Origin of the sequence: Stenotrophomonas sp. OVS01A (assembly GCF_019969775.1) — a bacterium.
In the GTDB taxonomy this organism is placed as follows: Bacteria; Pseudomonadota; Gammaproteobacteria; order Xanthomonadales; family Xanthomonadaceae; genus Stenotrophomonas; species Stenotrophomonas indicatrix.
Genome location: NZ_JAHXYV010000005.1, coordinates 125,603 through 151,160, shown reverse-complemented (window position 1 = coordinate 151,160; position 25,558 = coordinate 125,603). Strand labels below are relative to the sequence as shown.

Genomic DNA, 25,558 nt, shown 5'->3' with positions numbered 1-25,558 from the left:
CGGAGGCGTCTTCTTCGCCGCCCGTGCCCGCATGCGGTGGTCGGCAACACCCTGCTGGTGGCCCATGCCGGCCGCTGACGCCAGCAAGGAAAGCGATGTCGGCGACGTAACCGTTGCCGACGTACTGGCTGCGCAGGCCCGCCTGCGCCGCTTCCTGCCGCCCACGCCGCTGCATCATGCCGAGCGCTTCGGCACCTGGCTGAAGCTGGAAAACCTGCAGCGCACCGGCTCGTACAAGGTGCGCGGCGCGCTAAATGCCCTGCTGGCCGCCCGCGAACGTGGCGATACCCGGCCGGTGATCTGCGCCTCGGCCGGCAACCACGCCCAGGGCGTGGCCTGGGCCGCCTATCGCCTGGATGTGCCAGCCATCACCGTGATGCCGCATGGCGCACCGGCCACCAAGATCGCTGGCGTCGCCCATTGGGGTGCAACGGTGCGACAGCACGGCAACAGCTATGACGAGGCCTATGCGTTCGCCGTCGAACTGGCGCAGCGCCACGGCTACCGCTTCCTGTCCGCCTTCGACGATGCCGATGTCATCGCCGGCCAGGGCACCGTCGGCATCGAGCTGGCCGCACACGCGCCGGACGTGGTGATCGTACCGATCGGCGGTGGCGGCCTGGCATCCGGCGTCGCCCTGGCGCTGAAATCGCAGGGCGTGCGCATCGTCGGCGCGCAGGTCGAGGGAGTCGATTCGATGGCCCGCGCGATCCGCGGCGACGTGCGCGAGATCAATCCCGTGCCGTCGCTGGCCGATGGCGTGCGGGTGAAGATCCCCGGTTTCCTGACCCGTCGCCTGTGTACCTCGCTGCTGGACGACGTGGTGATCGTGCGCGAAGCCGAGCTGCGCGAGACCCTGGTGCGGCTGGCACTGGAAGAACACATCATCGCCGAAGGCGCCGGTGCGCTGGCACTGGCCGCCGGCCGTCGCGTCGCCGGGCGCCGCAAGTGCGCGGTCGTCTCCGGCGGCAACATCGACGCCGGCGTGCTCGCCGGCCTGCTCACCGACATCCGCCCACGCCCGCCACGCAAGCCGCGCCGGCGCCGGGCAGAAACCCCGCGCTCGCCAGGCAAGGCGACCGCCACCGCTTTTCCCACGCCTTCCCCTTCCCCCCTGCAAGCCGTCGCACCCGCTGTCGAGGAGATTTCCCTGTGACCACCATCGAACGAATTACCACCCCGCGCATCCGCATCTTCGACACCACCCTGCGTGACGGCGAGCAGTCCCCCGGCTGCAGCATGAGCCCGCCGCAGAAGCTGGTGATGGCGCGTGCGCTGGACGAACTGGGCGTGGACATCATCGAGACCGGCTTCCCGGCCAGCTCGCAGTCCGACCGCGAAGCGATGGCCCTGATCGGCCGCGAACTGCGCCGCCCGAGCCTGAGCCTGGCGGTGCTGTCGCGCTGCCTGCAGGCCGACATCGAAACCTCGGCGCGTGCGCTGGAAGCCGCTGCCAACCCGCGCCTGCATGTATTCCTGTCGACCAGCCCGCTGCACCGTGAGCACAAGCTGCGGATGACCCGCGAGCAGGTACTGGAATCGGTACGCAGGCACGTAGCGCTGGCCCGTTCCTACATCGATGACGTGGAGTTCTCCGCCGAGGATGCCACCCGCACCGAACTGGACTACCTGATCGAGGTCTCGCGCGTGGCGATCGCTGCCGGCGCCACCACCATCAACCTGCCCGACACCGTCGGCTTCACCACGCCGGAAGAGATCCGCACGATGTTCCAGCAGGTCATCGCTGGCGTCGCCGATGTGCCGAACGCAGCCAACGTGATCTTCAGCGCCCACTGCCACAACGACCTGGGCCTGGCCGTGGCCAACTCGCTGGCCGCCATCGAAGGCGGCGCGCGCCAGGTCGAATGCACCGTCAACGGCATCGGTGAGCGCGCCGGCAACTGCTCGCTGGAAGAGATCGCGATGGTGCTGAAGGTGCGCCAGGCTTTCTACGAGCAGGACACCGCCATCGACACCCCGCGCATCGTCGGCACCTCGCAGCTGCTGCAGCGCCTGGTCGGCATGCCGGTACAGCGCAACAAGGCCATCGTGGGTGCCAATGCCTTCGCCCATGAGTCGGGCATCCATCAGCACGGCATGCTGCGTCACCGCGGCACCTACGAAATCATGCGTCCGGAAGACGTGGGCTGGGAAGATTCGCAGATGGTGCTGGGCCGCCACAGTGGCCGCGCTGCCGTCGAAGCACGCCTGCGCGCACTGGGCTTCTGGCTGGAAGAAGACGAGCTGAAGCTGGTGTTCGAGCAGTTCAAGGGACTGTGCGAGCAGCAGCGTGTTGTCACCGATGCCGACCTGCAGACGCTGATGCAGGGCGGCTCCAATGCCCAGGGCTACCGTCTGGCTTCGATGACCATCAGCGATGTCGGCAGCCGCGCCAACGCGCTGGTCGAACTGTCCGACCCGGACGGCAACCGCGTGGCCGAGACCGCGCAGGGAGACGGCCCGGTCGATGCGCTGTTCGGCGCATTGTCGGCTGCCACCGGCGTGCAGCTGATGCTGGACAGCTACCACGTGCACAGCGTCGGTATCGGCGCCGACGCGCGTGGCGAAGCCAACCTGAGCGTGCGCCACGAGGGCGTGGAGTACGACGGCACCGGTACCAGCAAGGACATCATCGAAGCGTCCGCGCTGGCCTGGCTGGACGTGGCCAACCGCCTGCTGCGCCAGCGCCAGGCCAACGCCGGCATCAGTACTGAATCACCTGCCACCGCCACCGCCACCGCCTGAGGAATGTGAGATGAGCGCCTTCGACACCGCAACCACCGCCAGCAGCGCTGGCCAGCAGTGGAATGCCCAGGACTATGCGATCGATGCCGGCTTCGTGCCGACCCTCGGTGGCGCCGTTGCGCGCCTGCTCGATGCGCGTGCCGGTGAGCGCATTCTCGACCTGGGTTGTGGCGATGGCGTGCTCACCACCGAACTGGCCCTCAGCGGCGCACATATGCAGGGCGTCGATGCCTCGCCGGAAATGGTGATCGCCGCGCGTGCGCGGGGCGTCGATGCGAAGGTGATGGACGGCCACGCCCTGGCCTTCGACCGTGCGTTCGATGCAGTGTTCAGCAACGCAGCCCTGCATTGGATGCCCGACCCGGATCGCGTGCTGGAGGGCGTGCGCCGCGCCCTGCGCCCCGGCGGGCGCTTCGTCGCCGAGTTCGGCGGCCATGGCAACGTGGCCACGATCACTGCCGCCGTGCAGGCCGCGCGCGTCGCCCATGGCCATGGTGCCAGCGCATTCCAGTGGTACTTCCCCACCGCCGATGCCTACGCAGACCGCCTGCGCCAGCATGGCTTCCAGGTGCAGCTGATCGAATGCCTGCCGCGACCGACCGCGCTGCCGACCGGCGTTGCCGGCTGGCTGCGGGTATTCGCCGCTCCACTGCTGGACGACCTGCCGGCCGAGGCGCGCGCCACGGTGCGCGATGCCGCCACTGCCCTGCTGGCCGACCTGCCGCGCAATGCCGCCGGCCAGCCGCTGGCCGACTATGTGCGCCTGCGCGTGCTCGCGCGGCGCCGCTGACCTGCTCCTGTTACTTTCTCTTCGATGCCCGTTACTCCGTACTCCTGCCAGGCAAACGCATGACTTCCGCACCCCGCACCCTGTACGACAAACTGTGGGACGCCCACGTGGTGGTTCCAGAAACCGACAGCGCGCCCGCCGTGCTGTATATCGACCTGCACCTGATCCATGAAGTGACCTCGCCGCAGGCTTTCACCGAGCTGCGCGAGCGTGGCCTGAAGCCGCGCCGTCCGGATCGGACCAAGGCCACGATGGACCATTCAACGCCGACCCTGCCGGCCGCTGCCGACGGTACGCTGCCCTACGCCAGTGCCGCCTCCGAAGCACAGGTCGCGATGCTGGCGCGCAACTGCGCCGAGCACGGCATCGAACTGTTCGACATGGCCTCGGACAACCGCGGCATCGTCCACGTGATCGCACCGGAACAGGGCTTCACCCAGCCGGGCATGACCATCGTCTGCGGCGACAGCCACACCTCCACCCACGGCGCATTCGGGTCGCTGGCCTTCGGCATCGGCACCAGCGAAGTCGGCCACGTGCTGGCCACGCAGTGCCTGCTGCAGCGCAAGGCGAAGACGCTGGCGATCACCGTTGATGGCAAGGTCGCGCCGGGTATCGGCGCCAAGGACGTGGTCCTGCACATCATCGGCGTGATCGGCGTCAATGGTGGCACCGGGCACGTGATCGAGTTCCGCGGCAGCACCATCGAAGCGATGGACATGGAACAGCGCATGACCCTGTGCAACATGTCGATCGAAGCCGGTGCACGCGCCGGCATGGTTGCGCCCGACCAGGTGACGTTCGACTTCGTCGCCAATACGCCGCGCGGCCCCAAGGGCGCCGACTTCGACGCTGCCGTTGCCCGCTGGACGCAGCTGCGCAGCGATGAAGGCGCGCGCTTCGACAGCGAGGTGCACATCGATGCCGCCGATATCCGCCCGACCCTGACCTGGGGCACCCACCCCGGCACCGCCATCGCGGTGGATGCGCCGATCCCGGCGGCCAACGATGCCGCCGCGCAGAAGGGCCTGGATTACATGCACTTCCAGGCGGGACAGACGCTGGCCGGCACGCCCGTGGACGTGGTGTTCGTCGGCTCCTGCACCAATGGCCGGCTGAGCGACATGCGCGAAGTGGCACAGGTGCTGCGTGGCCGTCGCATCGCCGAGCGCGTGCGCATGCTGGTGGTGCCTGGTTCTGAAATCGTCAAGCGCCAGGCCGAGGCCGAAGGCATCCATGAGATCGTGCGCGCGGCCGGTGCCGAATGGCGCGAACCGGGCTGTTCTATGTGCATCGCCATGAATGGCGACCTGGTCGCCCCCGGCCAACTGGCGGTCAGCACCAGCAACCGCAATTTCGAGGGCCGCCAAGGCCCGGGCTCGCGCACCCTGTTGGCCTCGCCGATGAGTGCTGCCTGGGCCGCGGTGCAGGGCCACGTTGCCGATGCCCGTGAGCTGTTCGCCCAGGAGGTGGCCTGATGAGCGGCTTCCGCACCCTGAGCTCGGCCAGCGTGGTGCTGCGCCAGACCAACATCGACACCGACCAGATCATTCCGGCGCGGTTCCTGTCCACCACCGAACGTGCTGGCCTGGGCCGCAATGCGTTCAACGACTGGCGCTGGCAGGCCGATGGCTCGCCCGTGGCGGACTTCGCCTTCAACCAACCGCACAATGCCGGCCGCAGCATCCTGCTGGCCGGGCGCAACTTCGGCTGCGGCTCATCGCGCGAACATGCGCCGTGGGCACTGACCGACCTCGGCCTGCGTGCCATCGTCAGCAGCGAGATCGCCGACATCTTCCGCGGCAATTCGCTGAAGAACGGCCTGCTGCCGATCGTACTGGACGAGGCCGACGTGCAGCTGCTGATGCAGCGCCCTGACGATGAGCTGACCATCGACATTGCGGCGCGCGAGCTGCGCACGCCCGATGGCCGCATCTACTCCTTCCCGTTGGACGGCTTCTCGCAGACCTGCCTGCTGGAAGGCGTCGATCAACTGGGTTATCTGTTGGGCCGTGTCCCTGAAATCGAACGTTACGAGAGTGAGCATGCACGCTGAAATTGTTGTCCTGCCCGGTGATGGCATCGGCCCGGAAGTGGCCGCCGCCGCGGTCGCCGTTCTGAACGCCGTCGCCAAGCGCTTCAACCACACCTTCACCTTCAGCGAGCACGACATCGGTGGCATCGCCATCGACCGCCACGGCGAACCGCTGCCGGCGTCGACCCTGGCCGCCTGCCAGGCCGCCAATGCTGTGCTGCTGGGCGCCGTGGGCGGGCCGAAGTGGTCCGACCCGAACGCCAAGGTCCGCCCGGAACAGGGCCTGCTGGCGATCCGCAAGGCGCTGGGCCTGTATGCCAACCTGCGTCCGGTGCGCACCCATGAAGCCGCACTCCACGCCTCGCCGATCAAGGCCGAGCTGCTGCAGGGCGTGGACTTCGTCGTGGTGCGCGAACTGACCGGTGGCATCTACTTCGGCGACAAGACCCGCGATGCCGACAGCGCAAGCGATCTGTGCCGCTACACCGTGGCCGAGATCGAGCGTGTGCTGCGCAGTGCCTTCCGGTTGGCGCAGCAGCGTCGCGGCAAGGTCACTTCGGTGGACAAGGCCAACGTGCTGGAAACCTCACGCCTGTGGCGTGACGTGGCCGCGCGCATCGGCCGCGAGGAATTCCCGGACGTGGCGCTGGAACACCAGCTGGTCGATTCCATGGCGATGCATCTGCTGGCCAAGCCACGCGAGTACGACGTGATCGTGACCGAGAACATGTTCGGCGACATCCTCACCGATGAGGCCTCGATGCTGGCCGGTTCGCTGGGCCTGCTGCCATCGGCATCGCTGGGCGAGCCGGGTGCGGTGGGTATCTACGAGCCGATCCACGGCTCGGCACCGGACATCGCCGGCAAGGGCATCGCCAACCCGTACGCGACGATCTTCAGCGCGGCAATGCTGCTGCGCCATTCGCTGGGGCTGGAAGACGAAGCAGCAGCGGTGGAAGCGGCGGTGCACGCGGTGCTGGACGATGGCGTTTTCACCGCAGACCTGGCCGCCAAGGGCCACGCGGTGAGCACGGCGACGGCCACCGACGCGGTGCTGGCCAAACTGGGATGAGTGATCGGGGTACCGGACGGCGTCCGGTACCCGTTCTCTCTGCGCATCCCGCACTGACTCACTCAGTGCGGGATGTTCGCGCTCTGCGGATCGCTCGCGGCCGCGCGCATCTGCGAGCTGCTGCATCCGGTCAGGATAGTGCCGTCGTCAGCTCTGGCCACCACGCGTTCATGGATTCGGATGCTGCCTGAAGGCAAGCCGCTGCGCGACGCTTCGCGTTGCCAGACCTGCACGCCGGCCTGCTGGTGAGCAGTTGTCAGACCGGCATCGAGCAACACGCTTGCCACGTTGATTCTGCCAAGGTCTGCAGCGGTCAGGCCGGCCGGTGCGGCCAGCACCTTGTCGGTGGTGATGCCCTGGATCTGCAGCGGCGTCTGCAGTTCGATCTGGAAGATGGGGAGCACCGTGCCGTTGATCGCATGCGTGGGTGCCGACACTGCGCGCACCTCTGCCGGCCATTCGCCCTGCGGCTGTTCCATCACCTGCTGCAGCAAGCGCCCGACGCGGCGCAGGGCCGCATCGTCGGCACGGCACTCGATGGCCGCAGTGAGGTCATTGGCATCTGCACGCTGCTGCCGATCCAGTGGCAACGTTCCCTGCGTGCTGGCAGATTGGGCAGTACATCCCAACCGATAGCCGTCGCCATCGCTGCTCACCATGATCGACGGGGCCGACGTGTTGCCATCAACCGATCGTGCGGACCACACCCGGAAAGGTTCACGCAGCGTGCTCGACTGCAGCTGCAGGCCATGGCGGGCAACGATACGATCACGCGCTGCAGCATCGATGGCAATGGACAACCCCTGCGCGTCTGCGAATACGCGCTGGGTCCGGACGCCCTGCGCGGTCAACGGCACCGGCACATCGATGACCGTCACCGAAGCAGCGTCGGCGTCTCCGGCCTGCTCGAAATGCCAGTCACGCAGATGCAACGGGTGACCGGCCGGATCGCCGTAGCGTGCCGCCCGCAGGGTGCTGGCGACGGTCTGCCGGGTATCTGCACTGGCACGGCATTCGAGCACGGCGAGCAGGTTCTGCTGGAAGCGCAGGGCCTCGGTCTGCGCCGGCTCTGCATCGGCATGACCGCAGCAGGCAACCAGCATCAGCACGCAAGCGCGGATCGTGCGAGGGAACATGCAGGCTCTCCGGCCCCGGGACAGCCCGCTATTGTGCCCGTGAACGCCCTGAAGCTGTCCACTTGGGGATCAACAGTAGATCCACGCCATGCGTGGATGAAGCCAAGAGCATCCACGCATGGCGTGGATCTACTGCGCGAACCCAAGCCTCGCGTGTCTCTACTTGGTGGTGTAGCCGCCGTTGACCAGGATGGTCTGCCCGGTCATCCACCAACCGTCGGTCACCAGGAAGCGGATCCACGGCACGATGTCGGCGATGTCGGTCAGGCCGGTACGGGTGAACGCCGACAGCGCCGCGGCGGTCTTGTGATACGCCTGCGCATCGGCACTCTCGGCCGGATAGAAGAACGGCGTATCCATCGGCCCGGGGCCGATCGCGGTCACCGAGATCCCTCGCTCGCCAAACTCCTTCGATGCCGCGCGGGTGAAGTGTTCCACCGGCGCCTTGGTGCCCGCGTAGCTGGAATAGAACGGCGTGAACGCGCCCAGCAGGGACGTGACCAGCGTGCAGATGCGGCCGCCGTCGTTGACATGGCGCCCTGCCTCCTTGAGGAAAAAGAAGGCCGTCTTCGCATTGACCGCGCTCATCTGGTCGTACTCCGCTTCGCTGATGTCCAGCATCGGCTTCTTCAGCACTTTGCCGACGGTGTTGATGGCGATGTCGGGGCGACCGACGGCGGCGACCGCGTCGGCGAACAGGCGCTCCATCGCAGCGGCCGAGGTCAGATCGGCCTGCAACGCCACGGCCTTGGCACCTGCGGCCTGCACCGCCGCAACGGTCGCCTCGGCGTCGGCCTGGGTGGCGGCGCTGTTGTAGTGGATGACGATGGCCTTGGCGCCCTGTTCGGCGAAGTCGCGGGCGATCAGCCCGCCGAGATTCTTGGCACCGCCGGCGATCAGCACGGTCTTGCCCTGGATACGGTGGTCGGTCATGGCATCGGTCTCGGGAAGAGGCTGCCGGGCTGGCAACCCTGTGCCGACGACGATATCGTGCAGAAATTGCGGATAAAGACCGCAACATTGACTTACTTTCCAAAGCGGGCGAACAATGGACCGGATCGAGCGTTTCCGCATCTTTGCCCGGGTGGTGGAGTGCACCAGCTTCACCCGCGCCGCCGACCAGCTCGGCCTACCCCGCTCCACCGTCTCGGCGGCCGTGGCGGAACTCGAGCAGCGCCTGGGCACGCGCCTGCTGCAGCGGTCCACCCGCAGGGTCTCCACCACCCACGACGGCGACACCTTCTACGTGCGCTGCCTGCGCCTGATCGCCGAGGTGGAAGACGCCGAGTCGCTGTTCCGCCAGGACGACGCACAGCCGAGTGGCCTGTTGAAGATCGATGTACCCAGCCGGATCGGCCGCCGCATCATCGCCCCGGCGCTGCCGGACTTCTTCGCACGGCACCCCCAGGTCGAGCTGGACCTGGGCATGACCGATCGCGCGGTGAATCTGATCGAGGACGGCTGCGATGCGGTGCTGAGGGTGGGCCAGCTGGGTGACTCCAGCCTGGTGGCCCGCACGCTGGGCCAGCTGGACTTCGTCAACGTTGCCGCGCCGGCGTACCTGCACGCGCACGGCGTACCGCAACACCCCACCGACCTGCAGCAGCACCGCGCGGTGAACTATGCGTCGCCTACCACGGCGCGGGTGGAGCCGTGGGAATGGCAGGACGGCGCGCAGCTGCGCACGCTGCCGATGCCCGGCTGGGTGCGGGTGAACAGCGCCGAGGCGTCGATTGCCTGCTGCGTAGCAGGGCTGGGACTGCTGCAGATTCCACGCTACGACGTGCAGGCCGAACTGCAAACCGGTGCGCTGGTGGAAGTGATGCCCCAGTACGCGGCGCAGCCGCTGCCGGTGACCCTGTTGCTGCCGCACCGGCAGCATCGCGCGCAACGTGTGCAGGTGTTCCTGGATTGGCTGGTGCCGCTGCTGCGTGAGCGGCTGCAGTTGCAGGGGTGATCGGCCGGGCGGCTGCCCGGCGCCCGCAGATGCAACTGCAACTGCAAAAGCCAGAGCGGCTCTGGGTTGTTGCTTGGTTGGCGGGGAGGGGGGCAGCTGGCGGGACACGCCGCAAGTACGTCCCTGTAGGCTCGGCCACGGCATCCATGCCGTGGACGGTCCCGCCAGCTGCCCCCTCCCCGCCTCCGACAATTTCCCGATGACGGTTGGTGGATCCACGCCATGCGTGGATGAGGTGTATCGGAAAACACAAAGGGGTCGGATCCGTTTTCCAATGGAAAACGGATCCGACCCCAACCATCAGCACGCGGCTGTTGCTGTTGCTTTTCGCTCTTCTTCTTTCTCTTCCTGCGGTGCAGGCCACAGGAAACTGTCAGGGGCCGGGTGGGTGGGCTGGGCGGGGGTGTCAGCCGCATGGGCCCGAGGCATGCCTCGGGCGGGCTGGGCAGGACGCCCAACCCCGGTCTTGCCGTGTGCGCAGGACAGCGCACACGAGCAAGCGGCTGCCAAGCCTACAAGGACGTACTTGCGGCGTCCCCCGAACAGCCCACCCACCCAGCCCAGACCAGCGATCCCGCTTCTGAACCCACCGCAGAGGGGGCTCAGCCCGGTGGCCGGGAAACCCGGGGCATCACGCCCCGGATTCGTCCGGCTTGACCCGGAACCACGCCGCATACAACGCCGGCAGGAACACCAGCGTCAGCACCGTGCCGACAATCAATCCACCCATGATCGAAATCGCCATCGAGCCATAGAAAGCGCTGCGCGACAGCGGGATCATCGCCAGCACCGCCGCCAGCGCAGTCAGCACGATCGGGCGGAAACGCCGCACCGTCGCATCGATGATCGAATGCCAGCGGTCATGCCCGGCATCGATGTCCTGCTGGATCTGGTCGATCAGGATCACCGAGTTGCGCATGATCATGCCCGCCAGCGCGATGGTGCCCAGCAGCGCCACGAAGCCGAACGGCGCGCGGAACAGCAACAGGAACAGCGTCGCACCGATGATGCCCAGCGGAGCGGTCACCAGCACCATCGCCGCACGCGAGAAGCTGCGCAGCTGCAGCATCAGCAACGTGGCCACCACGATCAGGAACAGCGGCATGCCGGCCTTGATCGAGTTCTGCCCGCGAGCCGAATCCTCAACCGAGCCGCCGGTCTCCAGCAGGTAGCCGCTGGGCAGGTCGGCACGGATGCCATCCAGGGTCGGCACGATCTGCTGCACCACGTCCAGCGGCTGCATGCCATCACTGATGTCGGCACGCACGGTCACCGTCGGCAGGCGATTGCGGTGCCAGATGATGCCGTCCTCGAAGGCGTATTCCAGCCGCGCGACCTGCGACAGCGTCACCGCGGTACCACTGCTGGTCGGAATCGCCAGGCTGCCGAGCAGGTCCAGCTGCGCTCGCTCGTTGTCCGGGCCACGCAGCAGCATCTCGATCTGGCGGTTGCCTTCGCGATAGGTGCTCACGCTCATGCCCGACAACGAGCTGCTGAGGAACTGGCTGACCTGCGCACTGCTGACGCCCAGCGCGCGGGCGCGGTCCTGGTCGATCACCAGCCGTACCACCTTGCTCGGCTCGCTCCAGTCCAGGTTCACGTTCATCACGTGCGGGTTCTCGCGCACCTTGGCCTCGACCTGGCGCGCGATCGCCTGCACCTGCGCGATGTGCTCGCCGGACACGCGCATCTGCACCGGATAACCGACCGGCGGCCCATTCTCCAGGCGCGTCACGCGCATCTGCACATCGGGGAACTGCTTTATCACTTCCTTCAGCATCCAGTCGCGGGTCGATTCGCGGGCCTTGGCGTCTTCGGTGAGCACCACGAACTGGGCGAAGTTGGTGGCCGGCAGCTGCTGGTCCAGCGGCAGGTAGAAGCGCGGCGAACCGGTGCCGACGTAGGCCACGTAGTTGCTGATGCCTTCGCGCCCCTTCAGCAGCTTCTCCAGCTTGTCGGCCTGTGCCTGGGTCGCGGCCAGCGACGCACCTTCGGCCAGCTCGATGTCCACCATAAGTTCCGGGCGGGTCGAGTCGGGGAAGAACTGCTGTGGCACGAAGCGGAACAGCATCAACGAACCGATGAACAGTGCAATGGTCGCAGCGATCACCCACCAGCGATGGCGCAGGCAGGTATCCAGGAACGCCCGGAAGCGGGTGTAGAACGGCCGCTGGTACGGATCATGATCGTGCGCATGCTCCTTCGGTGCGATCCAGCGCGCGAGTGAAGGATGCCGGTCGGCCCACTGCAGGCGCTTGGCGCGCCAGCGGCCGGCCAGGCTGTCCGGCTTCGGCAGCTGCGGGTTGAACAGGTCCGGCAGCATCTTGTCACCCAGGTACGGGATGAACAGCACTGCCGCGATCCACGACACCACCAGCGCGATGGTCACCACTTGGAACAGCGAACGGGTGTACTCACCCGTGCTGGATGCCGCCGTGGCGATGGGCAGGAAGCCAGCGGCAGTGATCAGGGTACCGGTCAACATCGGGAAGGCGGTGGATTCCCAGGCGAAACTGGCCGCGCGCAGGCGGTCGTAGCCCTGCTCCATCTTGGTGGCCATCATCTCCACCGCGATGATCGCATCGTCCACCAGCAGGCCCAGTGCCAGCACCAGTGCACCCAGCGAAATCTTGTGCAGGCCGATATCGAAGTAGTGCATGACGAAGAAGGTCATCGCCAGCACCAGCGGGATGGTCACGCCCACCACCAGGCCGGTACGCAGGCCCAGCGAGAAGAAGCTGACCAGCAGCACGATCACCACCGCTTCGGTGAGCACCTGCACGAACTCGCCCACCGACTCTTCCACCGCATGCGGCTGGTCGGACACCTTGCGCAGCTGCATGCCGGCCGGCAGGGTCTTCTGCAGGCGTTCGAACTCGGCATCCAGGGTGGCACCGAGCTTGAGGATGTCTCCGCCGTCCTTCATCGCCACCGCCAGGCCGATCGCATCCTGGCCCATGAAGCGCATCTTCGGCGAGGCCGGATCGGCAAAGCCACGCTTGACCTCGGCGATGTCGCCCAGATGCAACGTGCGTTCGCCGGCCTGGATCGGGAATTTGCGGATGTCCTCGATCGAATCGAACTGACCGGTCACGCGCAGCTGCACGCGGTCGGTCGGGGTTTCGAAGAAGCTGGTGGCGCTGACCGCGTTCTGGTCGGCCAGCGCCTGCTGCACCTGCTGCAGCGATACGCCCAGCGTGGCCAGCTTGGTGTTGGACAGCTCGATCCACACCTTCTCGTCCTGCAGGCCGACCAGGTCGATCTTGCCGACGTCGGGCACGCGCTGCAGCTCCAGCTGGATGCGGTCGGCATAGTCGCGCATCACCGCGTAGTCGAAGCCTTCGCCGGTCAACGCGTAGATGTTGCCGAAGGTGTCGCCGAACTCATCGTTGTAGAAGGGCCCGACGATCTCCCTCGGCAGCGTCGCGCGGATATCGCCCACGCGCTTGCGCACCTGGTACCACAGGTCCGGGATCTGCTTGGAGCGCAGGCTGTCGCGCGCCATGAAGATCACCTGCGATTCGCCCGGCCGCGAGTACGAACGGATGAATTCGTACTCGCCGGTGTTCATCAGCGCTTTTTCGATCGGCTCGGTCACCTGCCGCGAGACCTGCTCGGCGGTGGCGCCCGGCCACATCGTGCGTACCACCATCGCCTTGAAGGTAAAGGGCGGATCTTCAGACTGGCCCAGGTGCTTGTAGGACCAGGCACCGATGACGGCGAACGCCAGCATCGCGAACAACACCAGCGCACGGTTGCCCAGCGCCCATTCGGAGAGATTGAAGCGGCGCACGGGTCAGTGCCCCTTGCCTGCGGCCGGCGCCGGCTTGGCGGCCGACGGTGCCAGCACCGGGCGGTTCTGGCGGTCGACCGGCGTCACCACCTGGCCTTCGCGCAGCAGATGGCCGCCGGCAGCGACCACCCAGTCCGTCGCGCCCACGCCGGACACGACCGGCACGGCCTGCGCGCCGTAGGCACCCACCTGCACCGGCGTTGCCTTCAATGCACCGTTGGACGGATTGACCACCCACACGCTGGCCTTGCCATCACTGCCGCGCAGCACAGCCGCCAGCGGCAGCTGCAACGCACCACTGCGCCCGGCGGTGGCAAACACCCGCGCACTCTGGCCCAGTTCCACTTCGCTCAGTGCTTCCGGCGCCAGGCTCACGCGCGTGGCATAGGTGCGCGCCTGTGCATCGGCGGCCGGGGCGATCTCGCGCAGGGTGCCCGGCAGCAGCTGGCCCGGACGGTTCCACAGTTCCACCTGCACCGACTGGCCGACCTTGTAGTCGCGGATGCTGCTTTCCGGCAGCGCGATCAGCACCTCACGGCCACCATCGGCGGCCAGGGTGAACACCGTCTGCCCCGCGCTCACGACCTGGCCGGCTTCGGCCTGGCGGCTGGCGATCACGCCATCGGCGGGTGCGCGCAGCTGCGCGTACTCGGCCTGGTTGCGGGCCACCGCGAGGTTGGCCCGGGCGGCGTTGGCCTGGCCCTGTGCAGCCTTGAATGCCGCCGTCTGCTGGTCCAGTGCCGAGCGGCTCACCAGCTGGTCTTCCGCCAGCTTGGCATAGCGCTTCTGGTCATCGCGCGCGCGCACCAGGTCTGCTTCCGCCGCCGCCAGCTGCGCCTGCGACGCCGCCGCCTGCGAGGCGTAGTCGGCCGCATCCAGCTCGGCCAGCAGCTGGCCCTTCTTCACCCGCTCGCCTGCGTCGACGAGGCGCCTGACCAAGTTGCCGCCAACCCGGAACGACAGTGGGCTTTCCTGGCGGGCACGCACCTCGCCGGGGTAGGCGGCCGCGGCCTGTCCATCCTGCGTGGTGGGATGCACCACCAGCACCGGGATGGCCGCCGCCGGCTCGGCGGCCTGCTTGCCGCACGCTGCCAACACCACGACCAGTACGCCTACGCCCAACCAACGCATGTTTTTCATGAGGTACAGGACCTGAAAAGAAATCCGGGGGGAACGCGCCGGCAACATACTGTTGCAACGCGGACATTAGTGAACCAGCCGGTATAGTATAAATATCGAACCGCTTGGTCTAGTATTAGCGGAATGAGTTCTCCCACTTCCCGAAAGCCGACGGCCAAGCCCGCTGCCAAGGCTGCCGGTCCCGGGCGCCCCAAGGATCTGGGCAAGCGCGCGGCAATACTCGAGGCAGCCAAGACACTGTTCATTGAACAGGGCTACAGCGGCGTGAGCATGGACAGCATTGCTGCCCAGGCCGGCGTCTCGAAGCTGACCGTTTACAGCCATTTCGGCGACAAAGAGACCCTGTTCTCCGAAGCTGTGCAGTCCAAGTGCATCGAGATGCTGCCCGACGCGCTGTTCGTGGCCGACGTCGAAGGCCCCCTGCGTGACCAGTTGCTGGGCATCGGCATGGCGTTCTTCGAGATGATCACCTCCGACGCGGCCCTGTCGATCCAGCGGATGATGATGGCGCCGGAGACCGACGAGCGCCTGCGTGAACTGTTCTGGCAGGCGGGCCCGCAACGCACCTGCGAGGCACTGGCCGACTTCATGCGTTCGCGTGCCGAGCGCGGCGAACTGGATATCCCCGACTGCTACATCGCCGGCCAGCAGTTCCTGACCCTGGTGAAGGGCGAAGTGCACATGCATATGATGTGCGGCATGCCACTGTCCCCCGTCGAGACCGATGCTGCGATCCATGTGGCCGCCAGTGTGGATTTCTTCCTGCGCGCCTACGCGCCGCGGGGGGCTGGGAATGCTGGATAACCAAAACTGAACGAACCGGAGGTCGCGATGACTTCCGGCACTGCGACCCCGGCCACCCCGCAGCTGATGCTCTGGGCGCGCCGCCGGCCTCCGGCACCGGTAAAATGGCCGGCCCACTGCGCTGGATTTGAACCTCATGACGATTGATTACGCCCACGCCCGCGAACTGATGGTGGAACAGCAGATCCGTCCCTGGGACGTGCTGGACATCAAGGTGCTCGACGTCCTGGCCCGCCTGCCGCGCGAGGCCTTCGTCGCCGACGCGCACCGGGCGCTGGCCTATGCCGATGTCGAACTGCCGATCGGCAACGGCCAGAAGATGATGAAGCCGGTCATCGAGGGCCGTACCCTGCAGGCACTGGATCTGCAGCCGGGTGACGAAGTGCTGGAAATCGGCACCGGCAGCGGCTTCCTGTCGGCCTGCATCGGCGCGCTGGCGCGCGACGTGCTGAGCCTGGAAATCGACCCGGAACTGGCCGCCGCTGCGCGCGCCCGCCTGGATGCCACCGGCCTCGGCACCAACGTGCGCGTGGAAGTGGCCGATGGCCTGGCCTGGCAGACCGAACGCCGCTTCGACGTGATCTGTGTCACTGGCGCCGTTGACGTGGTGCCGTCACAGTTTGCTTCGTGGTTGCGTCCGGGTGGTCGCCTGTATGTCATCCAGGGCCGTTCGCCGGCGATGGAAGCACTGCTGGTGAAGGCCGATGGCAGCACCGAGTCGCTGTTCGAGACCGATATCGATTACCTGCGTGGTGCCGCCCCGGCCCCCCAGTTCCACCTCTGAGTCCAAGGAAGCCGCAATGATCCGCCGATCCCTCGCTGTTGCGCTGGCCACTGCCCTGCTGCCGTTGTCCGCCCATGCCGCCGACCTGCTGCAGGTCTATGAAATGGCGCGCAATGGTGACCCGCAGCTGTCCGCCGCCGAATCTACCCGGCTGTACGACAAGGAAGGCGCCGTGCAGGCGCGTGCTGCCCTGCTGCCGCAGATCAATGGCCAGGCCCAGTTGAGCCGCACCCGCACCGAAGCCGACCATGATGCCAACTCCGGCACGGTCACCAGCAAGCGCCGCAACTACACGATCGACGGTTCGCAGACGCTGTTCAACTGGACGCAGATCAACAACCTGCGCTCGCAGCGCGAGCTGAGCAAGGCGGCTGATTTCACCCTCGACTCGGCCAACGACAACCTGATCGTGCGCACCTCGGCGGCCTACTTCAACGTGCTGGTGGCGATCGAATCGCTGAACGCCGCACAGACCAATGAAGCGGCCGCGAAGAAGCAGTTCGACTTCGCCGACAAGCGCCTGGAAGTGGGCCTGGCGCCGATCACCGACGTGCATGAAGCCCGCGCCCAGTACGACCAGGCGCGCGCCAACACCATCGTTGCGCAGAACACCCTGGCCGATAACTACCAGGCCCTGACCGAACTGACCGGCCAGCCGGTGGTCAACCTGAAGGGCCTGCCGGCCGATTTCCGTCCGGAAGTGCCGGCCAACCGCGGCAACCTGGACCAGCTGGTGCAGCAGGCGACCACGCAGAATCCGGCGCTGAAGGCGCAGGAGCTGAAGGTCGGTGCCGCCGAAGCCGGCGTGCAGGCCGCCCGTGGCGGTCACTACCCGACCCTGTCGCTGGGCGGCAGCTGGGGCAAGAGCGCAACCTGGGGCGACAGCGTCGGTGCCGGTTCGCTCTCCCCCGATGCACGCACCAACAGCATCGGCCTGACCCTGAGCGTGCCGATCTTCTCCGGCGGCGCCACCCAGTCCGGCGTGCGCCAGGCGCTGGCCCAGCGTGACATCGCCCAGGATGGTTTCGAGCAGCAGAAGCGCGCGCTGGACCGCAACACCCGCAATGCCTACCAGACCCTGGTGCAGGGCATCAGCGAAGTGGAAGCGCGCCGTTTGGCCGTGGTTTCCGCGCAGAGCGCCTACGATGCCTCGCAGGTTGGCCTGGAAGTGGGTACCCGCACCGTGCTGGACGTGATCCAGAACCAGCGCATCCTGTTCTCCGCACAGCTGGATTACGCGCAGGCCCGCTACAACTTCCTGCAGAACCGCCTGCTGCTGAGCCAGGCCGTGGGTGGCCTGGATGTCGCCGAACTGCAGGACATCAACCGCCTGCTGACCCAAGACGCGGGCAACCCGTCGACGACCACGAACTGAGTCGGCGCGACCGGCCTGGTCACAAAGCCACCCGCGAGGGTGGCTTTTTTATTGATTGCAGATGGCCTGCGGTGTGTGGGGGGCGCTAGCGCGAACGCCCGGCGCGCCGACGCAACAGGACGCCTGCCAACACGACCGCCAGCACCACCAGCACCGGTAGAAACAGCCGCGACGTGACTGCCGGCAACAGGCACAGTGCGGTTGCCACTGGGGAGAGCACCATCGGGATCAGCCGCCGTTCGCCGGCCGCGGCCCGCACCTGCCACTGGCTGCGGGCAACGCCGAGGCACACGGCGGCCAGGACCAGCAGGCCTGCAGGCCCCGGCAGCTGTGGAAGCCACCCCTCCGGCAGCGACAGCGCCAACGCCGCCGACAGCACGGTCAGCGCCAGCGTCAGCAGCAAGCGCGCACCGGTACCCACTTCGCCGGACTTCGGCGGCCAGACTTCCACCCCCAGCCGCGCGGCCAACAGCAGCAGCACCAACTGCAGGGCCGCCAGCCCCGCGCCGCCCGCCAACGGCAACAGTGGCAGCAACCACTGCAGCTGCGGGATCCCCTGCAACGCCACCGACAGCGGCCGCGTGCTGGCCAACGCGGCAAACTCGACGAGGCCCGACTGCAGCGCAGCCAATACCATCAGCCACAACATCGCCATCAGCACCGCTGCGCCAGCGGCTCTGGAAACCTGCGAACGAGGGCGCGGCACCCGCCCGGAAAACCCTGCCAGCAGACCTGCACCCAGCAGGACGCCTAGCAATGCCACGCCCGCTGCCAGCACGCCACCCACCCCGAAGCGATAGGGCGCGGTAGCCGATGGCAGCCACGGAATCCAATGCGCGTAGTGCACATGGCGTGCTGCCAGCAACAACAGCAGCAGGCCCACGCCCAGCTTCACCGTCAACAGTGCACTGGCCAACAACAGCGCGCGCGGCGTCCGCAGCACTGCAGCGGCGGCCCCCAGCAGCAGCACCAGGATCGCCGCCGCCAGCGGCAAGGGCAGCCACTGCCCGGGTGCAGCGTCGATGACCTCGGCGGCTGCGTACAGATGACGCGCCATCGATTGCGCCAGCCCTGCGATGGTCGCCGTCAGTTCCAGCAGCAGGGCAATCACCAGTACGTCGGCAGGCAGCCTGCCCCAGGCGGCACGCAGCAGACCATGCAGACCCGAAGCATCCGGCAGGCGCCGCATCGCCATGCGCAGGCAATACAGCATCGGCACTGCGCCCAACGCCGCCAGCAACAGGCTGAGGACAATGGCGGGCCCCGCCTGTGCCGCCGTGTGCTGCCCGACCAGGGCGACAACGCTGCCGCCCAACAGCAGGGTCAGCGCCACCACCAGCAGATGGTCGGTGCCCAGCCTCCCGGGCTTCGCGCTGGCGTGCAGCGCGCCTCCGTTGTCGCCGATCATTCAAAGCTCCCTTGATGTCGCCCAAGCGTGGTCGACAACAAGCTGGCAGCCTGACGCGGTAAGCGGAATCGGAATCTGCGCCATACGAACGATGATGTGACAGCTTGCACGCCGTGGTCGGCGCGAGCGGTCCAGCTACGACAGATTCACCACCATCAAGCGGGCTTGATGCAGGCGTTCACGACAGCGCAAAGGCAGGGCGCCCTTGAAACACCTGAGGGCGACAGGCGGGGTCTCAGGCCAGCGGCGGCGGCAGGTGTGGAGCCACCAGCTGCAGGGTCCGCTGCAGCGCGCCGCGGCCATTGCTGACCAGCGTGCAACCGGCGCGGGCCATGTCTTCGCGCGCCTGCACGTCGTCGAGCAGGTGCAGCAGCAGATCACCCACCGCCTGCACGTCTTCGCCGATCAGCAGTGCACCGGCCTCGCGCATGCGCCGCGAGATCTCGGCGAAGTTGTGCAGATGCGGGCCGGTCACCGCTGCGGTGCCCATCGCTGCCGGTTCCAGCAGGTTGTGGCCGCCGATGGCCTGCAGGCTGCCACCGACGAAGGCGACCTGGGCACAGCCGTAGAACGGCATCAGTTCGCCCAGCGTGTCGATGACGAAGACATCGCTACGCGCGTCCGGCCACTGCTGTGCGCGCCGTGTCGACACGTTCCAGCCCTGCTCGCGGGCCAGCGCCTCCACCTTGGGGAAGCGCTCCGGATGCCGCGGCGCCCACAGCAGCAGCAGGTCCGGATGCTGCTGGCGCAGGCGGCGGTGCAGGTCGATCACTGCCTGCTCTTCACCATCATGCGTGCTGGCCGCGATCCACACCGGGCGCGTGGCCGGCACATGGGCATGGAACTGTTCAATGAAGGGCTGCACGTCCGGCGTGGCGATGTCGAACTTCAGGTTGCCCAGTGCCTGCACCTGTTCCGGCGCCGCGCCCAGCTGCACGAACCGCGCAGCGTCATCCTGCGACTGTGCGGCCACGCAGGTGACCGTGCGCAGCGCACGCCGGATCAACGCCGCCAGCACGCGGTAGCCGCGCAGCGATCGGGCCGACAGGCGCGCATTGAGGATGTACACCGGAATGCGACGGTCGCGGCAGCCGAACAGCATGTTCGGCCACAGCTCGGTTTCGAGGATCAGCGCCAGGCTGGGCTGGAAGTGCCCCAGGAAGCGGTTGACGCTGCCCGGCACGTCGTACGGCAGGTACACATGGTCCAGCGCATCGCCCCACAGCGCGCGCACCCGTTCCGAGCCGGTCGGGGTGATGGTGGTGATGACCCAGCGGATGTCCGGCCGCTGCGCGCGCAGCGCATTGACCAGCGGCGCAGCGGCGTTGACCTCGCCCACCGAGACCGCATGCAGCCAGACCCGGGGCTGGCCGCTGGGCTGCGGATAGGACGCATAGCGTTCATCCCAGCGCCGGAAGTATTCACGGACCCGGAAGCCGCGCCAGACCAGGTGGTACACGGTGATCGGCAGCAGGAGGTACAGCACGGCCGAGTACAGGCCACGCAGGATCCATTCGACAGGGTCTTTACGCATGCGGCAAGGATACGGGAGCCCCCCGGGAAAGACACGCGGCCGGGTTGGTAGAATGGCGGCATGTCCGATGCCACCACCGCCGTCCGTCCGTCGCTGCGTGATCCACGCAACTGGCCGATGTTTGCCGTCATGTTCACTGCCTTCGGGATCGCCCGGCTGCCGTGGACGCTGCAGCGCGTGCTGGGCCGCGGGGTCGGCTCGATCGCCTGGCGCCTGGCCGGCAGCCGCCGCCATGCCGCCGAGGTCAACCTCAAGCTGTGCTTCCCAGAAAAGGACGAGGCCTGGCGCAAGTGTCTGGTGCGCGACAGCTTCGACGCCTTGGGTGTGGGCATTTTTGAATGCGCGCGTTCCTGGTGGGGCAGCATCGACAGCATCCGCCCGCAGGTGCACATCGAAGGGCTGGAACACCTCAAGCAGATGCAGGCCGAAGGCCGCGGCGTGCTGCTGGTCTCGGGCCACTTCATGACTCTGGAAATGTGCGGCCGCCTGCTGTGCGACCACGTCGACCTGTCCGGCATGTACCGCAAGCACAAGAACCCGGTGTACGAGTGGGCGGTGAAGTTCGGCCGCCTGCGCTATGCCAAGGCGATGTACGCCAACGAGGACATCCGCGCGACGGTGCGCCACCTGAAAAAGGGCGGCTTCCTCTGGTATGCGCCCGACCAGGACATGCGCGGCAAGGACACCGTATTCGTGCCGTTCTTCGGCCACACCGCCTCCACCATCACCGCCACCCACCAGCTGGCGCGGATGACCGGTTGTGCGGTCATCCCCTACTTCCATCGCCGCGAAGGCGGGAAGTACTTCCTGAAGATCGGCGCGCCGCTGGAGAATTTCCCCAGCGAGGACGTCGAAGCCGATACCGCGCGGGTCAACCAGGCCATCGAACAGATGGTGCGCGAGGCACCGGACCAGTACCTGTGGATCCATCGCCGCTTCAAGCGCCAGCCAGGCGGGCGCAGCGATTTCTACAAGTGACGTGAGATTTGGATGGCTCATCCACGCATGGCGTGGATCTACCGGGAATGCCGATCAGCAGCCAGCCGCCGATCAGTAGATCCACGCCATGCGTGGATGTTCTCTCTTCCGATGCCGGAATCTACAACGGCCAACGACACCAGGCGTGAGGGTAGTCCCCCACCCCACCAGCCAATCCGGCCCGCACCGGATTGCCCAGGATGTACATCGCCTTGTCATGAAGGGATTCATCGGTACGCACCGCATGGTCGTGATAGCCGTGCTGCCAGAGCGGCCCTTTTCGTCCCGATATCCGGTTCAGCTGCCGGCTGCTGCGTGATTTCAGCAACGCCATGCACTGGGCCAGCGTTCCCTTCTGCAGTTCCATCAACCAGTGCAGGTGGTCGGGCATCACCACCCAGGCGAGGCTGTGGCTGATGCCGCTGCGTTCGACGAAGCGCAGCGCGTCCACCAGCACAGCGACATTGCCTGCGTCGGAGAAGAATGGCTCCCGGCCGTGTGTTGTCGTGGTCAGGGAATAGACATTTCCCGTGCGGGAGTAGCGACCGTAGCGGAGTCTGGGGCTTGCCATGGGGACAGACTGCGGTTTGCCCGGTCATCCTTGCATTGGCGGACCACCCTGCGGCCAGTCGGGAAAAGCCGCGACACCGGCCAATGTTCATGGGAAAGCCCATCCACGCATGGCGTGGATACGACCAGCCACCCCGCACAATCCAGTAGATCCACGCCATGCATGGATAGGCCCCCACCCGCACACGCAAGTAGATCCACGCCATGCGTGGATACGACCAGCCCCCCCGCACAATCCAGTAGATCCACGCCATGCGTGGATAGGGCCGCGCCCCGCACACGCCAGCAGATCCACGCCATGCGTGGATGGGACGTTCCCCAACCCCGCACAATCCAGTAGATCCACGCCATGCGTGGATGCGGAGATTACCCGGCGCCCGGCTGATCGTCCGGTTCGCGCGCCAGCAACGTGCCGACGAACAGCGCGGCGAGCAGGACGGTCAAGCCGCCCCAGAACGCGGAATAGAACGCCAGGTGCGTATTGAGCGGGAACACGGTGACCGCCAGTGCCAGCATTGCCGGGCGTGCACGTTCGCGCGCCGGGGCCGGGGCGAAACGCCATGCCCGCCATGCCTGTGCCACCGCCGCCAGCCACAGCAGCAGCCCCAGCACACCTGTCTCGGCCAGGATCTCCAGCACGATCTGATGGGCGTGCAGCGCGGGCATGGTGCCCCACACCGCCGGTCCTTCATCCGCAACGCAGTGGGGATAGGCATCTCGGAAGCCGCGTGCACCGACACCATTGATCGGGTGTGCTTCGATCATGCAGGCCGCCGCGCTCCAGATGCGGGTACGGCCGGACAGGGCCTGCTCGACCCCGTCCTCGCCACCGTCCCAGGCCATTGCCGTGCGCGCCACACGCTCACGCAGCTGCGGCACGCTGGCCGTCAACACGCCCGCCGTGAGCACAGCGGCCAGTGCCAGCAGGCCCAACCGCTTCCACCCCAGTTGGCGCACGCCGCTGTAGGCGACCACCAGGCCGAAGGTGATCCATGAGGCACGCGAGCCGGCCAGCAGCAGCACCACGCCCACTGCAGCAGCGGCCAGCAGCCAGCCCGCATTGCCGAAACGGCGCGCCGCCGGCAACAACAGGAACGGCGAAAGACTGGCCAGCACCTGGCCGAATTTCAGGTTGCACGGCCCAAGCGCGCCGCTGAGACGGTCGGCCAGCGCGGCTTCTTCAGCCGGGCACAATGCGTGGCCGCTGATGGCCAGCTTGATCTGCTGCAGCGACCAGAACCAGGGGCTGGTGCCTGCCAGTGCCTGCACCAGCGCATCGAGCGTCCACAGGCCGGTGATCACCGCCAACCCACCCAGGGTCAGGCGCCGCCGCTGCGGGGTGGCCACGGCGATCGCCACCAGCCACATGAAAGGCAGATAACGCAGCCCGGCCGCAGCCTTGGTCCACGACGCCGACGGGTCCACGGCATCGAAGGCCGAGAACGCCTGCGGCAACCAGTAGCCAAGGAAAAGAATCGATGTCAGCGCCCACGCTGCCGGGCTCAGCAGATGGGGGCGATGCTGCACCCGGCGGATGACCATGCGTGCGGCGGCGTACAACGCCCCCAGGCCCAGCACTGTTTCGGCGATACCCGGCAGCGGCCACAACGCGACGTAGGCCAGCACCCACCAGGGTGCCCAGCGGCCGGCGCGCTCATCGCGCAGGGGCGGCGTGGCGTCAGCCAGCGAGGTCGGCATAAAGACGGAGGGTATCGCGCTGCATGGCCTGCAGGGTAAACGGGATACGGCCCGGCAGCGACGGCGGCTGTGCCAGCAGGGCCAGCGCACGTTCACCCAGCAGCTGCGCATTGCCCAGCGGCACGGCGCCACTGGGCTGCAGCTGCTGCAGCAGTTCGCCGACCCCACCATGGTTCCAACCCAGCACCGGGCGGCCGACCGACAACGCTTCGACCACGGTGCGACCAAAGGCTTCCGGTTTGTCCGACAGCTGCAGCACCAGATCGCTGGCGGCGTACGCCTGGGCGATGCGCGCAGTCGGCGTGCTGATGTGCACCGCCCCGGTCACGCCCAGTGCAGCCGCCTGCCTGCGCAGCTCTGCCACATAGGCTTCCCGGCCAGGCTCGTCGGTGCCCAGCATCCACAACTGTGCCGGCACGCCTGCTGCACGGACATCGGCAAGCAGCTGCAACGCGTGGGCGTGGCCTTTCAGGCGGGTGCCGCGACCGGGCAGCAGCAACAACGGTCCGTCGACCTGGGCCAGCCACGGGTAGTCGGCCGCCAGCGCCAGCCGGGGGCGCCGATCAGCGCGTGCCACGCGCGGGAACTGGCTGACATCCACCCCGCGCGGGATAACCTGCAGCCTGTCGTGCGGCACCGTCGGGTAATGCGTGTGTACGTAGTCGCGCACGCTGTTGGACACACAGATCACGCGTTCGCCGCTGGTCATCACCGCGCTGTAGCGGCTGGGCGAATTCAACCCATGCACGGTAGTCACCCAATGCGGGCGTTGCGCCGGCTGCATCGCACGGATCGCGTACAGCCCCAGCCACGCCGGCAGGCGCGAACGGGCGTGGACGATGTCGGCGCCCACTTCGGTGAACAGGCGACGCAGGGTAGGCAGATGGCGCAGCGTCAGCAGCGACTTGCGGCCGATATCCAGGGTCAGGTGCTCGGCACCGCTGTCGAGCAGCGGCTGCACCAGGCGACCACCAGCGGACACCACCAGCGCGCGATGGCCGGCAGCGACCAGGGCCGCGGCGATTTCAAGGGTCGAGCGCTCGACACCGCCGGAGTGCAGCGCCGGCAGCAACTGCACCACGGTCAATCGGCGCATCGAGGGGGCAGCCGTTTAGTCGGCCAGCACGAACACGGCGCCGCAGTAAGCACACTGCGCTTGCCCGTTGGGTTCGTCTTCGATCGGCAGGTACACCCGCGGATGCGAGTTCCACAGCGCCATTTCCGGGGTCGGGCAGCTCAGCGGCAGATCGCTGCGGTGCACGGTGTAGCGCTTTTCGGCGTTGGCGGGCGCGGTGGCGGTATGGCTCATGGCGGATGTCGATGAACGGATTGCGAGGCCTGCGATTCTAGCATCTGGGCCCGGTAAACACCGTGCGCTGCGTGGCCGCTGCGCGCGGCGGCCCGCTTGCAGCCTTCGCCGGTGCAGCCACGTGCGACCGCCCTGCCCTCCCGCGCCGCCGTCGCCCCGCCCCCATCGGCGGGAAATCCCAGGCAGGCCAGTCAGTTCCGCGCGGAATCGGTCGTCGTTCGAATTTCCCGCATTTGGATCGAACTAAATGGCACTTGTCAGGGCGCTGCCGGCTGTTGCAGCATCGGCAGCGATCCATTCCTGACCCGATCGCATGGCCCGCCCCCCACCGGACCTGCATCGCCTCCCGACTGCCCTGCGGCGGACGGGGCGATGCTGTCCGTGGTGTTCGCCGATGCGGGTTCTGCCTGCCGCCTGCCCTACCGGGAGA

At 67.3% G+C, this 25,558-nt stretch carries 21 protein-coding genes; 11 read left to right on the top strand and 10 right to left on the bottom strand.

Going from position 1 to position 25,558, the window contains the following annotated elements:
• The first annotated feature begins 64 nt into the window (after positions 1 to 64).
• From LC407_RS16670 to leuB, 6 genes are read left to right on the top strand one after another with little or no spacing between them, the layout of a single operon-like run.
• Entirely contained in the window at positions 65 to 1,156 is a 1,092-nt protein-coding gene (locus LC407_RS16670; RefSeq protein ID WP_025874149.1) for a threonine dehydratase, read from the top strand.
• The gene (locus LC407_RS16665; RefSeq protein WP_223483232.1) at positions 1,153 to 2,745 is read left to right on the top strand and encodes a 2-isopropylmalate synthase; all 1,593 of its coding nucleotides are present in this window, start codon (positions 1,153 to 1,155) and stop codon (positions 2,743 to 2,745) included. Before LC407_RS16670 ends, LC407_RS16665 begins: the two co-directional genes overlap by 4 nt.
• 10 nt (positions 2,746 to 2,755) lie before the next feature.
• Positions 2,756 to 3,535: a class I SAM-dependent methyltransferase gene (locus LC407_RS16660; protein ID WP_025874147.1), complete on the top strand. Its 780-nt coding sequence runs from the start codon at positions 2,756 to 2,758 to the stop codon at positions 3,533 to 3,535.
• 59 nt (positions 3,536 to 3,594) lie between these two features.
• Positions 3,595 to 5,013 (top strand): 3-isopropylmalate dehydratase large subunit, encoded by a 1,419-nt coding sequence (gene leuC / locus LC407_RS16655; protein WP_025874146.1) that lies wholly within the window; start codon positions 3,595 to 3,597, stop codon positions 5,011 to 5,013.
• The gene (leuD, locus tag LC407_RS16650) at positions 5,013 to 5,591 is read left to right on the top strand and encodes a 3-isopropylmalate dehydratase small subunit (RefSeq protein ID WP_025874145.1); all 579 of its coding nucleotides are present in this window, start codon (positions 5,013 to 5,015) and stop codon (positions 5,589 to 5,591) included. The genes leuC and leuD overlap by 1 nt, the downstream gene beginning before the upstream one ends.
• Positions 5,581 to 6,642: a 3-isopropylmalate dehydrogenase gene (gene leuB / locus LC407_RS16645; protein WP_025874144.1), complete on the top strand. Its 1,062-nt coding sequence runs from the start codon at positions 5,581 to 5,583 to the stop codon at positions 6,640 to 6,642. Before leuD ends, leuB begins: the two co-directional genes overlap by 11 nt.
• 62 nt (positions 6,643 to 6,704) lie before the next feature.
• On the opposite strand, the gene LC407_RS16640 is transcribed toward leuB, so the two are convergent.
• A complete protein-coding gene (locus LC407_RS16640) occupies positions 6,705 to 7,778 on the bottom strand; it encodes a hypothetical protein (RefSeq protein ID WP_223483231.1) in 1,074 nt (357 codons plus the stop codon).
• A 159-nt stretch (positions 7,779 to 7,937) separates the two neighbouring features.
• Positions 7,938 to 8,711 (bottom strand): SDR family oxidoreductase, encoded by a 774-nt coding sequence (locus LC407_RS16635; RefSeq protein WP_049465737.1) that lies wholly within the window; start codon positions 8,709 to 8,711, stop codon positions 7,938 to 7,940.
• Positions 8,712 to 8,826: 115 nt separating this feature from the next.
• Between LC407_RS16635 and LC407_RS16630 the strand changes: the two genes are divergently transcribed.
• Positions 8,827 to 9,735, top strand: a complete 909-nt coding sequence (locus tag LC407_RS16630; protein WP_025874141.1) for a LysR family transcriptional regulator — start codon at positions 8,827 to 8,829, stop codon at positions 9,733 to 9,735.
• Positions 9,736 to 10,366: 631 nt separating this feature from the next.
• On the opposite strand, the gene LC407_RS16625 is transcribed toward LC407_RS16630, so the two are convergent.
• Positions 10,367 to 13,528: an efflux RND transporter permease subunit gene (locus LC407_RS16625; RefSeq protein WP_223483230.1), complete on the bottom strand. Its 3,162-nt coding sequence runs from the start codon at positions 13,526 to 13,528 to the stop codon at positions 10,367 to 10,369.
• 3 nt (positions 13,529 to 13,531) lie between these two features.
• A complete protein-coding gene (locus LC407_RS16620) occupies positions 13,532 to 14,668 on the bottom strand; it encodes an efflux RND transporter periplasmic adaptor subunit (protein ID WP_033831969.1) in 1,137 nt (378 codons plus the stop codon).
• A 123-nt stretch (positions 14,669 to 14,791) separates the two neighbouring features.
• Between LC407_RS16620 and LC407_RS16615 the strand changes: the two genes are divergently transcribed.
• The 3 genes from LC407_RS16615 (at position 14,792) to LC407_RS16605 (ending at position 17,631) form a co-directional block, all read left to right on the top strand.
• Positions 14,792 to 15,472: a TetR/AcrR family transcriptional regulator gene (locus LC407_RS16615; protein ID WP_032975445.1), complete on the top strand. Its 681-nt coding sequence runs from the start codon at positions 14,792 to 14,794 to the stop codon at positions 15,470 to 15,472.
• Positions 15,473 to 15,608: 136 nt separating this feature from the next.
• Positions 15,609 to 16,256, top strand: coding sequence for a protein-L-isoaspartate O-methyltransferase (locus tag LC407_RS16610; protein WP_032975442.1), 648 nt, complete (start codon positions 15,609 to 15,611; stop codon positions 16,254 to 16,256).
• 16 nt (positions 16,257 to 16,272) lie between these two features.
• Positions 16,273 to 17,631 carry a TolC family outer membrane protein gene (locus LC407_RS16605; protein WP_025874136.1) on the top strand — a complete coding sequence of 453 codons (1,359 nt, stop codon included), beginning with the start codon at positions 16,273 to 16,275 and terminating at the stop codon, positions 17,629 to 17,631.
• Positions 17,632 to 17,716: 85 nt separating this feature from the next.
• Here LC407_RS16605 and LC407_RS16600 read toward each other — a convergent pair whose 3' ends face one another.
• Both LC407_RS16600 and waaA read right to left on the bottom strand, forming a co-directional pair.
• Positions 17,717 to 19,039 (bottom strand): amino acid transporter, encoded by a 1,323-nt coding sequence (locus tag LC407_RS16600; protein WP_223483229.1) that lies wholly within the window; start codon positions 19,037 to 19,039, stop codon positions 17,717 to 17,719.
• 235 nt (positions 19,040 to 19,274) lie between these two features.
• Complete coding sequence (gene waaA, locus LC407_RS16595) at positions 19,275 to 20,573, bottom strand: lipid IV(A) 3-deoxy-D-manno-octulosonic acid transferase (RefSeq protein WP_025874134.1); 1,299 nt, start codon at positions 20,571 to 20,573, stop codon at positions 19,275 to 19,277.
• A 60-nt stretch (positions 20,574 to 20,633) separates the two neighbouring features.
• On the opposite strand from waaA, the gene LC407_RS16590 reads away from it, so the two are divergent.
• On the top strand, positions 20,634 to 21,551 hold the full coding sequence (locus LC407_RS16590; RefSeq protein WP_223483228.1) for an LpxL/LpxP family Kdo(2)-lipid IV(A) lauroyl/palmitoleoyl acyltransferase: 918 nt from the start codon (positions 20,634 to 20,636) through the stop codon (positions 21,549 to 21,551).
• 121 nt (positions 21,552 to 21,672) lie between these two features.
• Here LC407_RS16590 and LC407_RS16585 read toward each other — a convergent pair whose 3' ends face one another.
• The 4 genes from LC407_RS16585 to LC407_RS16570 all read right to left on the bottom strand — a co-directional run bounded on the left by LC407_RS16585 (position 21,673) and on the right by LC407_RS16570 (position 25,128).
• The gene (locus LC407_RS16585) at positions 21,673 to 22,122 is read right to left on the bottom strand and encodes a transposase (protein ID WP_223483227.1); all 450 of its coding nucleotides are present in this window, start codon (positions 22,120 to 22,122) and stop codon (positions 21,673 to 21,675) included.
• 365 nt (positions 22,123 to 22,487) lie between these two features.
• A complete protein-coding gene (locus LC407_RS16580; RefSeq protein WP_132824254.1) occupies positions 22,488 to 23,819 on the bottom strand; it encodes an O-antigen ligase in 1,332 nt (443 codons plus the stop codon).
• A complete protein-coding gene (locus LC407_RS16575) occupies positions 23,800 to 24,915 on the bottom strand; it encodes a glycosyltransferase (protein WP_025874130.1) in 1,116 nt (371 codons plus the stop codon). The genes LC407_RS16580 and LC407_RS16575 overlap by 20 nt, the downstream gene beginning before the upstream one ends.
• 15 nt (positions 24,916 to 24,930) lie before the next feature.
• Complete coding sequence (locus tag LC407_RS16570) at positions 24,931 to 25,128, bottom strand: zinc-finger domain-containing protein (protein WP_025874129.1); 198 nt, start codon at positions 25,126 to 25,128, stop codon at positions 24,931 to 24,933.
• Positions 25,129 to 25,558: the final 430 nt, after the last annotated feature.